We start from the raw sequence: 15,124 nt of genomic DNA on the forward strand, positions 1-15,124 counted from the left end.
GGAAGCGCGTAGATTCATCAATTCGTCATGCCCGGCCTTGTGTCGGGCCTCCACGTCTTGATTTCGGTCTGCAAGGAGCCGAGCCCGCCCCTCACCCCACCATCTTGGCAAACACCGCCGGATCGACATTGCCGCCCGAAATCACGGCGGCCACCACCTGGCCCTTCACGTCGATGCGGCCGGCAAGCAGCGCCGCCAGCGGCACGGCGCCCGAGGGCTCGACCACCAGCTTCAGCTCGCGGAAGGCGAAAGCGACCGCCCGCTTCACTTCGTCCTCGGAGACGACCAGCCCACCCGCGACATGCGGCTTGTTGATCGCGAAGGTCAGTTCACCCGGCATCTGGGCGAGCAATCCGTCGCACAGCGAACCCGACAGCTTGGTGTTGCCAAGGCGCTCGCCCGCCTCGAAGGAGCGGGCATGGTCGTCGAAGCCTTCAGGCTCCACCGAATAGACCTTGGCCTTCGGCGCGCGCTCGTGCACCGCCAGCGCGACGCCGGCCAGCAACCCGCCGCCCGAGCAGCACACCAGCACCGTATCCGGCGAGAGCCCCTGCGCCGTCAGGTCGTCGACGATTTCGCGGCCAGCCGTGCCCTGCCCGGCCATGATGTAGAAATCGTCATAGGGCGGCACGACGATCGCACCGCGTTCGGCGGCCAGCGCATTGGCCATGGCCACCCGGTCGTCCTTCTCGCGGTCGAACAGAACCACTTCGGCACCGGCGGCGGCGGTGCGGTCGCGCTTCAGCTGCGGGCTGTCCTTCGGCATCAGGATGGTGGCGCGGATGCCAAGCAGCTGGGCAGCGGTCGCAACGCCCTGGGCATGATTGCCCGACGACATGGCGACGACGCCGATCGCCTTGCGATCCTCGGGAATGCGGGCAAGCCGATTATAGGCGCCGCGAAACTTGAACGAGCCGGTGCGCTGCAGCGATTCCGCCTTCAGGAACACCCGCGCCCCGGTCAGCGCGTCGAGCTCGGGCGACGAGACCAGCGGCGTGCGGCGGGCGACGGACGCGATCATCCGGGCGGCATCCGCCACATCGGCGGCAGTCGGAAGGGTAGCCATGACAAGTCTCCTCGGGATTGGCGCCATATGACGGGCGAAGTCCCCGCTCCGCAACCCCCGCTGCGCAAAGGCGGACCCGCGTCGCCTTGCCTCGCGCGCAGACCTCGCCATGCCGGCCGCTTCACGCTAGACAGCGAGGCGGAGATACGGACATTGACGCCAGCCGACCTGCCCATCCAGCCGCTTGCGCCGGCCACCGAGAGGCCGCCGCTCAGGATCCTGATCCTGATGAGCCGGACCGGCGGCGGCCATCTGGCAAGCGCCAGGGCGCTCGAAGCCGAATTCCGCCGCCAGCGCCCCGATGTCGCCGTCACCATCGTCGACATGCTGTCCGACCATCTGAGCTTCCCGTTCAACCAGCTGCCACGCACCTATGACGGGCTGGTCAGCCGCTTTCCCCGCCTGTGGAGCGCCATGTGGCATGGCTCCGCGCGCTCGCGCTTCGGGGATCATTCCTCCGCCATCATCCGCCGCCTCTCGCACCGCCATCTCGCGCGGCTGATCAGCGAGACCGCACCGGATCTCGTTGTGTCGGTCCATCCCCTGGTCAACGACCTTTTCGTGCCGGTGCTGGCGAAGGTCCGCCCGCAGACGCGCTATGTGACGGTGGTGACCGACCTCGGCGGCATCCATCCCTCATGGCTCCATCCGAAGAACAGCGCGGTCTATCTGCCGACCGAACAGGCTGTTGCCGGCGCGCTTGCCCGCGGTCTGCCGCGCGATCGCCTGCATATTCACGGCCTGCCGGTGCGCGCCGAGTTCTCGCAAGCCCCGGCGGAGCGAAGCGCGGCACGGACGAGCTTCGGCCTCGATCCCGAAAGACCGGTGGCGCTGGTGGTCGGCGGCGGCGGCGGCATCGGCCCCATCGAGGCCATCGTCTCCGAGCTTGGGACAAGCCTCGCGGCAGCCGGCTCTGACGCCCAGATCGTTGCGGTCACCGCCAAGAACGAGACGCTGAAGCGCCGTATCGAGGCCCTCCCCGCCCGCGTGCCGATCACCGCGCTCGGCTATGTCGACCGCATGTCGGACCTGATGCAGGCAAGCGACATCCTGATCACCAAGGCAGGCCCCGGCACCATCGCGGAAGCTTCCATCCGGGCGCTGCCCATGGCGATCTATGGTTTCATTCCCGGCCAGGAAGCCGCCAATGTCGACCATGTCGTGAAGGCGGGCGCGGGCCTGTTCGAACCTGCCCCGGCCAGGCTTGCGGCCCGTGTCGCCACCCTGCTCGGCCCCGGGCGCCTGGAACTGGCCGCCATGGCCGGCGCCGCCAAGGCTCTCGGTCGCGAACAGGCGACCCATGCCATCGTCGCCTCCATCCTCGCCAACCAGGACGCGTAAGCCTACGCAACATCCCGGAATACCAGCGGAAAGCATGGGCCGGATGCGGCAAGGCCCTTGCGAAACGATTGAATTGCCGGTCACAATCCCGTCGCAACGACGCCAAAAAAGATGGGAGGCCGGTCGTGAAACTCGTGCGCTTTGGACCCAAGGGCAAGGAAAAGCCCGGACTGATCGACCCCCAGGGGAAGATCCGCGATCTGTCGGATGTCGTCCCTGATATTGCGGGCGCCGCCCTGACCAAGAAGGGCCTCGCCAAGATCGCCAAGGCGAACTGGAAGAAGCTGCCGGTGGTTTCCAGCCGCGCGCGCATCGGCTCCTGCGTCGGTGGCGTCGGCAATTTCATCGCGGTCGGCCTCAACTATGCCGACCATGCCGCCGAGACCGGCGCGCCGATCCCCTCCGAACCGATCCTGTTCAACAAGGCGCCCTCCTGCATCCAGGGCCCCGACGACGACGTCATGCTGCCGAAGAAGTCGGTGAAGACCGACTGGGAGGTCGAGCTTGCCATCGTCATCGGCGAGCGCTGCCGCTACGTCACCAAGAAGGATGCCCTGTCGGTGGTCGCCGGCTTCTGCATCTGCAACGACGTCTCCGAGCGCGCCTACCAGATCGAGCGCGGGGGACAGTGGATGAAGGGCAAGGGCTGCGAGACCTTCGGTCCGCTCGGCCCCTGGCTCGTCACCACCGACGAGATCGCCGACGTGCAGAAGCTCGGCATGTGGCTCGACGTCAACGGCGTGCGCATGCAAACCGGCTCGACCAAGACCATGATCTTCGACGTGAAGACCATCGTCTCCTACATCTCGGAATTCATGGTCCTGGAGCCCGGCGACGTCATCACCACGGGCACCCCGCCCGGCGTTGGCCTCGGCATGAAGCCGCCGAAATTCCTCAAGGCCGGCGACACGATGGCGCTCGGCATCGATGGCCTCGGCGTGCAGAAGCAGAAGGTCATCGCCTGGAAGTGAGGCGAGACCTGAATCGGAACGTGAGCTGAAACGGCCACTCCGAATCTGAATCAGAACATGAGGAACCCCGGTGAAAGCCGGGGTTTTTCAATGGGATGGACCGGCCAGCGGAATCAGATTGCGGCTACTGACAAGAGCAACGAGAGCGACATTCAGCGCAGGCTGGTCGTTGTCCCGGACCCGCCCCGTCTGCACAGACGTCATCCCCGGCGAGCGAAGCGAGGGAAGGGGATCCAGGAGCCACCAAGGCCTGCATCATCGGCAGCGGCCGCTGCGAGACCCGGACACACGGCCCCTGGACCCCCTTCCCTCCCTCGGCCAAAGGCCTCGGTCGCCGGGGGTGACGGCGTGGCTAGCGGCTTCGGCCAGCCGTCTGACTCTGGGACCAGCGAAGCGATCCGCCATTCACGCAACGCCCCTCGTCCGCCCCTCCCAATAGGGCGCGCGCAGCACCTTCCGGTCCACCTTGCCAAGCCCGGTCACCGGGATCGCGTCGACGAAATTGACCGTCTTCGGCGACCAGGGCGCACCGCGTCGTTCCTTCACATGGGCCTGCAATTCCGCCGCCCCCGCATTGGCGCCGGGCTTCAGCACCACGAAGGCGGTGACAGCTTCGCCCCATTTCTCGTCAGGGATCCCGATCACCGCGGCGGACGCGACGGATGGATGCGCCATCAGCGCGTCCTCCACCTCGCGGGGATAGATGTTGAAGCCGCCGGAGATGATCATGTCCTTGGTCCGGTCGACGATATAGAGATAGCCCTCGGCATCACGCACCGCGACGTCGCCGGTATGGAGCCAGCCGCCGCGCAGCGTCTCGGCATTGGCGTCCGGCCGCTTCCAGTAGCCGGCCATGACCAGCGGCCCGCGCACGCAGATCTCGCCGGGCTCGCCGACGCCCACTTCGTTCATCTCGGCATCGAACAGCCTGACATCCACCATCGCACTCGGCCGCCCGCAGGAGCCGAGCCGCTCGGGCTTTGTCAGATCATGATCGATCTTGCGCATGGTCGTGATGCATTGCGGCGCTTCGGTCTGGCCATAGAGCTGGACGAAGACCGGGCCGAATATCCCGATCGCCTCGCGCAGCCGGTCGGGCGACATCGGCGCGGCGCCATAGACGATCATGTCGAGCGACGAGAGGTCGAAGCGGGCGCGAAGCCCAGCCTGGTCCATCAGCGCATAGATCAGCGTCGGCACGAGGAAGGTCGCATTGATCTTTTCCTCCGCGACGATCCGGCACCAGGCCTCGGCCTCGAAACCCTGCGCGAGGCGCACATAGCCGCCGCGATACATGACCGGATAGATCGTGACGCCGGCGGCATGGCTGATCGGGGTCGCCGCGAGGTAGCGGATATCGGCCGGCCAGTCCCATTCGCCATAGAGCAGCATGGTCATGGTCACCACCACCCGATGCGGCAGCATCACGCCCTTGGAGCGGCCGGTCGTGCCGCCGGTATAGGCGAGCCAACCGATATCCTCCGACCGGCTCTCGTCGATCAGCGGCGCCGGTGCCGCGGCTGCGGCCGCCACCAGGATATCCGGCACGCCGTCCATCGGGCCGAACGAGGCGACATGCTTCAGCCCCGGCACGCGGGCGCGGATCGCCTGCCCGCGCGGGCCGAACTTGGCGCCCTCGACGATCAGGAGGTCGATCTCGGCATCCTCGACGATGAAGGCCTGGTCGTCCTCCGCCGCCAAAGGGTGGAGCGGCGTGTAGCGCATGCCCATGATCAGACCGGCGCACATGGCGGCCCAGGATTCCGCCCGGTTGCCGGCCAGGATCGACAGCGCATGGCCGCGCGCAAGCCCCATGCCCTTGAACACCGCGATATAGCGGCCGATAGCCTCGCCGAGTTGCGAATAGGTCCAGGTGATGGTGCCATCGCCAATGGCCGGCCGTTCGCCGTGGCGGATCACCGCTCCAATGATCAGGCTGCCGGCCGTTCCGCCCTGGTGGAGGCTGTCCATGATGCTTTCCCCAAGTCTGCGGCCCTCTGGCGGAGCCGTCATGTCGGGGAAATTGTGCATGGGGCAGGCGCCATGGCGAGCGCCTTTCAAGCACCGCGCCATCTGCCGAACGGCAGGCGCGCCCAGGTCTCACGTGGAATCGAAGCTTGGAGAGCTCGGCCGAAGTCGCTGATGCGACTCGGCAATTGGCTCAATCCATCACCGCGGCTTTCAGGATGCACACCATCGTGGCATGGGCCGGCTCGGGCCCGACATTGCGGATCACGTGGCGGCCGTCGCAGCGATAGCGCAGGCTCTCGCCGGCCTTGGCGGTCTCGACCCGGTCACCGACCTCGACCTGAAACTCGCCGGACAGAACCGACAGGCTCTCCACCGAACCGCGCTGATGGCCATCGCTCTCCAGAACCCCGCCGGGGTCGCACTGGAAATCATACCATTGCAGCCATTCCACCGTCTTGATCCAGCCGATGATCGACAGCCGGCATTTGCCGTCGGCGGAGACCAGAAGCGGCGTGTCGCCCCGGCTCATCTTGTCGATGAACGGCTCTTCCGTGGCGGTCGCCAGCACGCGCTCGATCGACACGTCGAGGGCCTGCGAAAGCCGCCAGATGGTGGCGAGCGTCGGGTTGGTCTCGTTGCGCTCGATCTGGCTGATGATCGACTTGGCGACGCCCGACTGCTCCGACAATTCCGACAGCGAGAGATTGTAGGCCTTGCGCAGGCGCTGCACGGTCTTGCCGAGATTTCCCGACAGGACATGCGCTCCGGCGTCCATCTCAATCTTCTTCGGGTCGCGGTCTGCCATGGCACTCGGTCGTTGTTCCGAACGATCGTTCGTTGAAACAGACACTATTCCGCACCGCGGCAGGGCGCAAGCAAACCACCCGCCGAGGCCCCCCGCTCAGATCTCGCGGGCCGCCAGGAAAGCGTGCTGCGAGGCGCGCGTCCACGGCGCAATGCGTCCCTGGAAGGCGGCATAGCTGTCGCCGATCTTCTTCGCGGAGGCTGAGCGCGTGCCGACATCCTTGGCAAGTTCGGTCGCCTGCCGGCGAGCGCTGAGCAACAGATCCGCCGGGAAACCGCGCAGCTTGACGCCGTTGGCGCCGATCATGGTCGCCAGCGCCTCGGTGTTCAGCCGCTCGATCTCGGCGAGCGCGATGGTAACCTCCGCCTCGCAGGCCGCCTGGATCGCGGCCTTGAGGTTGGCGGAGAGCCCGTCCCACAGCACGCGGTTGATCACCAACTCGCTCGCGCCATTCGGCTTGTTGAAGCCCGGCGCGTAATAGAACGGCGCGACCTTCCACAGACCCAGCTGGATGTCCGAGCCCGGCGAGGTGAATTCGGCGGCATCGATCGCGCCACGCTCCAGTGCCGGATAGATGTCGCCGGGCGGCACGGCGAGCGCGGTGGCCCCCAGCCGCTGGAACAGTTCGGCGCCGAGCCCGACCATGCGGATCTTCAGGCCCTTCACGTCCTCGGCCGAGTTGATTTCGCGGCGGAACCAGCCACCCATCGAGACGCCGGTATTGCCGCCCATCAGCGACTTGTACCCGAAGCGCTGCGAGACCTCGTCCCACAGCTCCTGGCCGCCACCCTGCAGGATCCACGACATGTGCTCGGTTGGTGTCAGGCCAAACGGCACCGAGGTGAAATAGGCCAGTCCCGGCTCCTTGCCGACGCCGAAGAACGACGCGGTGTGCCCCAGTTCGATCGTCGCATTGCCGACCGCCTCCTGCACCGAGAAGGCCGGTACGATCTCTCCGGCCGAAAACACCTGCACCTCGATCTGCCCGCCGGTCACCAGCTTGATCCGATCGGCGATGCGCTGGGCCGAAAAGGCCGGTCCCGGCAAGGTCTTCGGCCAAGAGGTGGCCATCCGCCAGCGCAATGGCGTCTGCGCCCGCGCGACGGAGGGAGCGGCGATCAGGCCGGCAGCGGCGGCGGCAAGGGTGGAGCGGCGGTTCATCGGGGGCATGGAACTACCAGAATGCGTGAAAGTGATGGGTGGGACCATGGCCGTGGCCGATCCTGAGGCGATCTGCCGCGACGATGGCCTTGGTGACGTAATCCTTGGCCTCCTCGACCGATTGGTCGAGCGGGAAGCCCTTGGCGAGGCCGGCGGCAATCGCCGACGACAGCGTGCAGCCGGTGCCGTGATTGTTGGCGCCGGGGATGCGGGGCGCGGACAGCCGCACCGTGCCTTCAGGGGTGACCAGCAGGTCCACCGCCATCTCGCCTGTGCCATGACCGCCCTTCATCAGCACGGCCTTCGCGCCGCGTTCGATGAGAGCCGCGCCCTGGCGCTCCATCTCGGTCTCGTCCTCGGCAATCGCGCGATCGAGCAGCACGGCTGCCTCGGGAAGGTTCGGCGTCACCAGCAATGCGCGGGGAAACAACAGCCCCGCCAGCGCATCGACCGCATCGGCATCGAGCAGCTTGCCGCCGGAGGCCGCCACCATCACCGGATCCAGCACGACGTGCGTCATGCCATGGCGGTCGAGGCCTGCGGCCACCTGCTCGATCACGGGAACCTTGGAGAGCATGCCGATCTTCACCGCGTTGACCGTCAGGTCGGAAAAGACCGAGTCCATCTGCAGCGCGACGAAGCCGGCGGGCACGTCATGAATGCCCTGAACGCCAACCGTATTCTGCGCGGTCAACGCCGTGATGACGCTCGCGCCATAGACGCCAAGCGCAGAAAAGGTCTTCAGGTCGGCCTGAATGCCGGCCCCGCCGCTGGAATCAGACCCTGCAATGGTCACGGCGATCGCCGTCATGATGGGAATTCTCCTGGGAAACGTGCCGGCCGGACCGCCGGCAACCGTCAGATGACGCGTGCGCGTGTCGCGAGCTTGCCCGAATCAAGGCCGTGGAGTGCATCGAGATAGGCAGAGGCAAAGGTGCCGGGTCCGCTTGAATGCTCGGCGGCGATCTCGCCGGCGACACCGGCCGCCAGCATGGCCGCAGCACAGCCCTCGAACGGATCATCGGCGACCGTCAGGAGGGCAGCGATCAACGCCGCATTGGCGCAGCCCATGGCCGTGACACGCCCCATCAGCGGGTGGCCGTTGGGGATGCCGATAGCCCTGTTGCCATCCACCAGGCGATCTGTGGTGCCGGTGGCGGCGACGATGGCCCCAAGCGCCCGCGCGAAACCGTCGATGGCCTGGCCTTGGCTCAGATGCGCGATTTCGACCTCGTTGCCGCGGATGACCTTGGGGCCATGGGCAATGAGTTCGTGCGCGAAGGTCGAGCGGCCTGACGAGCGCTCGACGAAGACCGGATCCAGGACCCAGGGAATTCCGCGCCGGTTGGCGACCCCGATCGCCAGCCGCATCGCCTGGCGTCCGGGCTCGTCGAGCGTGCCGAGATTGACCAGCAACGCGTCGGCGCCCTCCACGAAGGCCTCGACCTCTTCGACCGAATTGGTCATCGACGGCTGCGCGCCGAGCGCCAGCAGCGCATTGGCCGTGAAGGCCTGTGCCACGCCATTGGTCAGGCAGTGGATACGCGGATGACGCTTCCTGATCTTGTCGATCAGGGCGGCGGCACTCCAGGCGAGGCTTGCGGCGGCCATTACAGGCCCCCGCGGCAGGTGGGGACAGACATCTCGGTTTCCTCCGCCGGCATGACCCGGTTCAGGTACGACGGGTTGACCGGGAAACCCGATCTCTCAGCCCCAGATTGAGGCACCCCGACGAGACAGGAGCCAAGTGGTAGGACAAGCCCCGGCACCATGCAAGCGCTTCAACCTGGGCCATACGGCCAGCGCGCAGCCGGGTCGCGCTGCCGCATGGCGGCATCTCCTGCGCGCGGGATCGCAAGCCCAGCACCTTGCGCAGCCCCCTGCCGTCGTGGAATCTGGCGCCTGAGAGAAAGAGGCGCCCCATGATCCCGTTCTTCGTCCAGATCAAATGCCACCTCGGCAAGGCCTATCAGGTCGCCTCGGACATCGCCGACCGCGAGATCGCGTCCGAAATCTATTCGACCGCCGGCCATTTCGACCTTCTCGTGAAGTTCTATGTCGAGGCCGGCACCGATATCGGCCATTTCGTCAACGAGAAGGTGCAGATCATCCCGGGCATCCAGGACACCCACACGATCATCACGTTCAAGGCGTTTTGAGCCCTCACCCCTGCGGGGTCGAGACCTTGCGCTGGCGGGCGCGCTCCAGGCCCAGCTTCTGCTCGCGCCAGATGACGAAAATGCCCGAGGCCACGACAATGGCGCCACCCGTCAGCACATAGGCGCTGGGCAGGTCGGAAAAGACGAAATAGCCCATGATGATCGCCCAGATCATCGAGAAATACTCGAAGGGCGCGATCAGCGACGTGTCGGCATGGCGGTAGCTCATGGTCAGGAAGATCTGGCCAAGCCCGCCGAACACGCCGACCATGACCAGGATGAAGGCGAGCTGCGGCCCCGGCACCATCCAGCGGCCCATGATCGGCACGTAGTAGCCAAGCGGCCAGGTCACGAGCGCCAGCACCGCGCAGAGCACCATGAAGTAAAAGACGATCGAGGCGGTCGTCTCGATCGCCACCAGACGGCGCACCTGGATCGTCGAGAACGCCGCCATGACCGCGCTGGCGAGCGAGAACATCGCGCCGATCGACTGGGCATCGGAGGCACTGGCCAGCGCGTGCAGGTCGAGATGCGGCCAGAGGATGACAACCACGCCGACAAAGCCGATGCCAACCGCCGTCCAGCGATAGACCCTGACCTTCTCGCCGAGGAAGATCGCCGCCAGTGGCACCACCATCAGCGGCGCCGCATAGCCGATGGCGGTCGAATCAGCGAGTGGCAGCAGGGTGAGCGCCACGAAGCCGCAGAACATGCCGGTGGAGCCGAGCACGCCGCGCTTGATATGGCCGATATAGGAGGTGGCGCGGAACGCATCCATGATCTCGCGGCGGAAGGCGAGCATCACAAACAGCGGAATCAGGGCGAAAAACGACCGGCAGAACACCACCTCGCCCACGGGCGCCTCGCGGCCCGCGATGCGCGCCAGCGTCGACATGCAGGTGAAGCATACCGTCGAGCAGAGCTTCAGCAGGATTCCCGTAAGCGCACGGGACAGGACTGGCATGGGCGGGGGCCGATCGTGAGCGGAATCCCTTCAAACACATCCATGCAAAAATGAGGAGGCTTTTCTTTGCGGTGGAGGCCTGAAAGCCGGTGTCAGCGGAAGGCCGACAGGCCCGCGGCCCAATAGAGCCCACCCCAGACCACCACGATGCTGAGCGCCAACAGGGCCAGCGCCAGCACTGGCGAGCCGCCCTCGGTCGCTGCCGCATCCTCATAGGCAGCCGCAGGCTTGTCGCCCGTCACCATCGCCTGGATCAGCGGCTCCTTCTTGAGGAACGTATAGGCGAGATTGGCGAGCACATGGATGGCGATCAAGCCGAGCATCATCGGAAAGGCTGCATGATGGAACGCCTGCGCAGCGCGCCTCAGGGCCGGCGAGCCATAGGCATAGAGCGGCCCCTCGACGATGATGTCGTCGCTGACGAACAGCCCGGCGAGCCCCTGAAGGCCGATGAAGACCAGCAGCAGCAGGACCATCGAGCCGCCCAGCGGATTGTGGCCGAGGAAACGGCGCGGCCGGCCCCGCAGCACGTCGAGACCATAGCCGAATGCGGTCCAGGGCCAGGCGAGGAACGTCGAGAACCGCGCGGTGGTGGAGCCGGAAAAGCCCCACATGATGCGCCAGAGCAGCAGGGTGAGGATCGCGTAGCCGTTCATCTTGTGCCAGGCCAGCGTCACATCGCCGAAATTCTTGGCGAGCGGTGCCATGATCACCAGGAGGACCAGCGACCATTTGAACAGGCGGGTCGGAAGGTCCCAGGCACGGACCCGGTCAGGCCCCGAAAGCGTCTGCGATGTCATGGCTGCTCCTGCGAGAAACCGGCCGGATGATCCATCCGGCCGGCCGAGAGCCCCCGTCAGGTCCGGGGGCGGCGATAGGTGTCGTGGCACTGGCCGCAGACGCGCAGCACATTGCCCATATTGGCGCGGAACGTCGCCTCGTCAGTGATCGAGGCGAGGGCCGCGGTCGCAGCCTGGTCGAGACGGCCGAAGGTCGCGACGAAATCGGCGCGGCTCTCGTCGATCTTCGGCAGGGCCGCCGTCTCGCCGGTGAACGAACCGGCCGGGAACAGGATCGGCAGCACCTTGGCGTGGCGCGAATAGGTCTCCAGCGCGGTCTTGACCTTGGCGAGGTCGAAGGCGGCCTCGCGGCGCAGCATCTGGCCGGGCTCGCGCGACACGGCACCAAATTCCTTCAGCAGGGTCTGGCGCTGGGCAATCGGATTGTTCTGAGCGATCAGACTGCCGGCCCCGGCCACAGTCAGCGCGGCGGCGGAGAGGATCGCAAGCGTCAGGCGTTTCATCAGGTGTCCCTTGGTGTTTCGGCCAGTCCGGCCATGCGCGAATTGACCATGGGGAAGGCGTAGATTGGAACACCTCAAATCGGATCACGAGGTCGATTGTCGCAGCCCGGCGATCACGGCTGCGTGAGACGGCCTCAGTATTTGCACCGACGCAAGCGACCACTTGCGCCGGTGCAAATTGGTGTCGCTCGATCAGGCGGCCTTGGCCGCCTTGGCATCCTGGATCGTCTGCCAGACGAGAGCAGGCGTCGCCGGCATGTCGATATGGGTGATGCCATAGGCGCGGTTCAGCGCATCCACCATCGCGTTCATGATCGACGGGCAGGCCCCGATCGTGCCGGCTTCGCCCGCGCCCTTGATGCCGAGCAGATTGGTCACGCAGGGCACGTTGCGGGTCTCGAAATGGAAGTTCGGGACGTGGTCAGCGCGCGGCATGGCGTAGTCCATGAACGAGGCGGTGATCAGCTGGCCCGTTTCCTTGTCATAGACCGTGCGCTCCAGCAGCGCCTGGCCGATGCCCTGCACGATGCCGCCATGAACCTGGCCGGCGAGCAGAGTCGGATTGATGGTCACGCCGAAATCGTCGACCACCGTATAGGCGACGATCTCGGTCGCCCCGGTGTCCGGATCGATCTCCACTTCGGCGATATGGGTGCCATTCGGGAAGGTCGGCTCCGGCGGACGCCACGTGCCATGGGCATGAAGCTTGTCGCTCGCGCCGGGAAGGCTCGCGACCTTCTCGTAGCTGATCGACTTGTCGGTACCGACCACCCTCACCTGACCACCGACCACCTCGACGTCACCGACGCCGACTTCCATCTCGGCGGCGGCAAGGTCCTTGATGATGTCGACCAGCGCGCGGGCGCCGACATCGACGGCAGCGCCACCGACAGGCAGCGAGCGCGAGCCGCCCGTGCCGGTGCCGCTCGGCACCAGCGCGGTATCGCCCTGGATCACGTTGATCCGCTCGATCGGGATATCGAGATATTGCGAGGCAACCTGAGCATAGGCGGTCTTGTGGCCCTGCCCGTTCGACTGTGTGCCGATCTTCAGGGTCACGGTGCCGTCGGTCTCGAGGTTGAGCCAGGCATTTTCCGGCGCACCGCCACCGCAGGCCTCGATATAGGTCGCCATGCCGATGCCGCGCACCTTGCCGAGCTTCTTGGCGGCCTTCACCCGGTCCTTGATCGTGTCCCACTTCGCCACTTCCATGGCGCGGGTCATGTGGCCGTCGAACTCGCCGGAATCATAAGTGCGGCCGACCGGCGTCTTCCACGGGAACTGGTCGGGCTTGATGAAGTTGCGGCGGCGGACTTCCGCCGGCGTCGACCCGATATCAAGCGCGATCTTGTCCATCAGCCGCTCGATCAGATAGGCGGCCTCCGGGCGACCCGCGCCACGATAGGCGTCGACGGGAATCGTGTTCGTATAGGCATATTTCAGGTGCACATACATGGCAGGGATCGCGTAGACGCCCGCCAGCATGAGTGCGCCGACATAGGGGATGAAGGTCGCATATTGCGACAGATAGGCGCCCATGTCGGCGATCGTGTTGACCTTGACTGCCAGTACCTTGCCGCGCTTGTCGATCGCCGCAATCGCGGTCGAGACATTGTCGCGGCCCTGGCTGCAATTCATGAAATGGTCCGAGCGGTCCTGCACCCAGGCCACCGGCTTCTTCAGCTTCTGCGCCGCCACCATGCACAGCGGATATTCGCGGAACATGAAGGTCTTGGTGCCGAAGCCACCGCCGACATCCGGGGTGATGACGCGGATCTTCTCCTTGGGGATGTTGGTGAAGATCTTGGTCGCCAGCGTGTTCTGGATGCCGTGCGAGCCCTGGCTGCCCATGGTCAGCGTGTAGCTCTTGGCCTTCGCGTCATATTCGACGAGGCAGCCGCGGGTCTCCATGTAATTGGTGATCAGGCGGTTGTTGACGATGGTCAGTTCCACCGTGCGCGCGGCCTTGGCGAAGGCTTTTTCGGTCGCGTCCTTGTCGCCGAGCACCACTTCGCCTGCGAGATTGCCGGCAATGTCGGGCCAGACCAGCGGCGCGCCGGGCTTCAGGGCATCGACCGCATCGATGGCGGGGTCGCGCGGGGTGTAGTCGATCTCGATGGCTTCGGCCGCATCGCGGGCCCGCTCAAGCGTATCGGCCACGATGAAGGCAACGCCGTCGCCGACATGGCGCACGGTCTTGGAGCAGAGCACTTCCCAGGGCGGGGTGACGATCGGCTTGTCGTCCTTGGTCGGCACCTGGCTGAGGCAGGGCAGCAGGCCGACGCCTTCGAGGTCGGCATGGGTGAAGATCGCCTTCACGCCCTTCATGGCGCGGGCGGCCGAGACGTCCTTGATGGTGAAATCGGCAAAGGCATAGGGCGAACGCAGCACATAGCCGACCAGGGCGCCTTCCGGCACGAGGTCCGAGACGAAGCGTCCCTCGCCTTTGATCAGAGGTGCGTCCTCAACACGGGTCAGGGCCTGACCCATTCCGAACTTCATCGGCGTCATGAATTAATGCTCCGGGGTTTAGCCCCGAAGGATGGAACGCTTCCAGTCTTGTCGCAAGTGCGCTGCAGCGCAGGCGCGCAATGCACAGGGAAAAACCCGGCGACCTTTCGGACCGTCAGATGCGGGCCGGCTGGTGGTGGGCGACGCGAGCCGACTCGTACCGGCGGGCACAGCGGCTGATCGAGATGCCGGCAAGCGCGAAGAAGCCGATCGCGAAGGCGAGGATGCCGATCACCGGGGCCACGAACCAGGCAACGGCCAGTGCGGCGGCGGCAACCACGCCCAGGGCAGCAACGGTCCGGACTTCGCAGAAGAGAAGGTCGATCGCGTCGGTCATGGCTCGCTCCATCGGTCTGGACCGGACTTGTTGCCGCTCCCTGTTTCTCTGTCGTGTCGGCAACGGCAAAGGTTCATGAGGGCGGCGATATCAGGGGACTGTCTCAGCCGTCACATGAAGCCAAGCTGAACGGCGGCAACAGCTGGCACACCCGCATCACGCCTTGCGGCGCCCAATGCTGCGATAGAGCCCATAGCTGAGGACAAAACCGCCGATGCCTGCGGGAACGGCGCCCCATGCACCGAAGAATGTGCCGGCGACCGCAGCGGCGAAAACACCGAGCACGGCGCAGGCCACGATCGGAATCTCCATGAGCGCGTTGAAGATCAGTTCGAGCAGGCTGAACATCGGGCACCTTGAAACCGGGTTGAATCAGGGAGGCACACGACCTCCGCGTCATGGGTCGTGCGCGCGATCTGGAAGGTTCAACGCGGGACCGGTCGCGTCAAGCGGAGCGGGATCCATCGTGCCAGGCGAGCTGCGGTAGGGGCGTGGTCCGGCCAAGGCGGTTGGGCGCGCTCTCGCCTCTCCCCGA

General features: G+C 65.9%; 15 protein-coding genes and 1 riboswitch. Of the genes, 3 read left to right on the forward strand and 12 right to left on the reverse strand.

Annotated features, from left to right (window positions below; translation table 11 throughout):
• Positions 1-91 precede the first annotated feature (91 nt).
• Positions 92-1,066, reverse strand: coding sequence for a threonine ammonia-lyase (locus tag E8L99_RS21320; protein ID WP_137101443.1), 975 nt, complete (start codon positions 1,064-1,066; stop codon positions 92-94).
• A gap of 153 nt (positions 1,067-1,219) precedes the next feature.
• On the opposite strand from E8L99_RS21320, the gene E8L99_RS21325 reads away from it, so the two are divergent.
• Both E8L99_RS21325 and E8L99_RS21330 read left to right on the forward strand, forming a co-directional pair.
• Positions 1,220-2,407 (forward strand): MGDG synthase family glycosyltransferase, encoded by a 1,188-nt coding sequence (locus tag E8L99_RS21325; protein ID WP_168201781.1) that lies wholly within the window; start codon positions 1,220-1,222, stop codon positions 2,405-2,407.
• A 125-nt stretch (positions 2,408-2,532) separates the two neighbouring features.
• The gene (locus E8L99_RS21330) at positions 2,533-3,378 is read left to right on the forward strand and encodes a fumarylacetoacetate hydrolase family protein (protein ID WP_137101445.1); all 846 of its coding nucleotides are present in this window, start codon (positions 2,533-2,535) and stop codon (positions 3,376-3,378) included.
• A gap of 405 nt (positions 3,379-3,783) precedes the next feature.
• Here the strand turns inward: E8L99_RS21330 and E8L99_RS21335 are convergent, their stop codons facing one another.
• From E8L99_RS21335 to thiM, 5 genes are all read right to left on the reverse strand, one after another.
• Positions 3,784-5,349, reverse strand: coding sequence for an AMP-binding protein (locus E8L99_RS21335; RefSeq protein ID WP_137101446.1), 1,566 nt, complete (start codon positions 5,347-5,349; stop codon positions 3,784-3,786).
• A gap of 190 nt (positions 5,350-5,539) precedes the next feature.
• Entirely contained in the window at positions 5,540-6,154 is a 615-nt protein-coding gene (locus E8L99_RS21340; RefSeq protein ID WP_137101447.1) for a helix-turn-helix domain-containing protein, read from the reverse strand.
• Positions 6,155-6,250: 96 nt separating this feature from the next.
• Complete coding sequence (locus E8L99_RS21345; RefSeq protein ID WP_168201782.1) at positions 6,251-7,324, reverse strand: TRAP transporter substrate-binding protein; 1,074 nt, start codon at positions 7,322-7,324, stop codon at positions 6,251-6,253.
• A gap of 4 nt (positions 7,325-7,328) precedes the next feature.
• On the reverse strand, positions 7,329-8,126 hold the full coding sequence (gene thiD / locus E8L99_RS21350; protein ID WP_137101449.1) for a bifunctional hydroxymethylpyrimidine kinase/phosphomethylpyrimidine kinase: 798 nt from the start codon (positions 8,124-8,126) through the stop codon (positions 7,329-7,331).
• A 47-nt stretch (positions 8,127-8,173) separates the two neighbouring features.
• Positions 8,174-8,926, reverse strand: a complete 753-nt coding sequence (gene thiM, locus E8L99_RS21355) for a hydroxyethylthiazole kinase (RefSeq protein ID WP_137101450.1) — start codon at positions 8,924-8,926, stop codon at positions 8,174-8,176.
• A 20-nt stretch (positions 8,927-8,946) separates the two neighbouring features.
• Positions 8,947-9,056: riboswitch (TPP riboswitch) on the reverse strand.
• Positions 9,057-9,237: 181 nt separating this feature from the next.
• Here thiM and E8L99_RS21360 point away from each other — a divergent pair.
• On the forward strand, positions 9,238-9,474 hold the full coding sequence (locus E8L99_RS21360; protein ID WP_137101451.1) for an Lrp/AsnC ligand binding domain-containing protein: 237 nt from the start codon (positions 9,238-9,240) through the stop codon (positions 9,472-9,474).
• Between the two features lie 4 nt (positions 9,475-9,478).
• Here E8L99_RS21360 and E8L99_RS21365 read toward each other — a convergent pair whose 3' ends face one another.
• The 6 genes from E8L99_RS21365 to E8L99_RS21390 form a co-directional block, all read right to left on the reverse strand.
• Positions 9,479-10,438, reverse strand: coding sequence for a DMT family transporter (locus tag E8L99_RS21365; protein WP_137101452.1), 960 nt, complete (start codon positions 10,436-10,438; stop codon positions 9,479-9,481).
• Between the two features lie 92 nt (positions 10,439-10,530).
• Entirely contained in the window at positions 10,531-11,238 is a 708-nt protein-coding gene (locus E8L99_RS21370; protein WP_137101453.1) for a cytochrome b/b6 domain-containing protein, read from the reverse strand.
• 56 nt (positions 11,239-11,294) lie between these two features.
• Positions 11,295-11,741: a c-type cytochrome gene (locus E8L99_RS21375; RefSeq protein WP_252511182.1), complete on the reverse strand. Its 447-nt coding sequence runs from the start codon at positions 11,739-11,741 to the stop codon at positions 11,295-11,297.
• A gap of 192 nt (positions 11,742-11,933) precedes the next feature.
• Entirely contained in the window at positions 11,934-14,252 is a 2,319-nt protein-coding gene (locus E8L99_RS21380) for a xanthine dehydrogenase family protein molybdopterin-binding subunit (RefSeq protein ID WP_137101454.1), read from the reverse strand.
• A 115-nt stretch (positions 14,253-14,367) separates the two neighbouring features.
• On the reverse strand, positions 14,368-14,589 hold the full coding sequence (locus E8L99_RS21385; protein ID WP_137101455.1) for a hypothetical protein: 222 nt from the start codon (positions 14,587-14,589) through the stop codon (positions 14,368-14,370).
• 156 nt (positions 14,590-14,745) lie between these two features.
• A complete protein-coding gene (locus tag E8L99_RS21390; protein WP_137101456.1) occupies positions 14,746-14,937 on the reverse strand; it encodes a hypothetical protein in 192 nt (63 codons plus the stop codon).
• Positions 14,938-15,124: the final 187 nt, after the last annotated feature.

This window comes from Phreatobacter aquaticus, from assembly GCF_005160265.1.
GTDB lineage: Bacteria > Pseudomonadota > Alphaproteobacteria > Rhizobiales > Phreatobacteraceae > Phreatobacter > Phreatobacter aquaticus.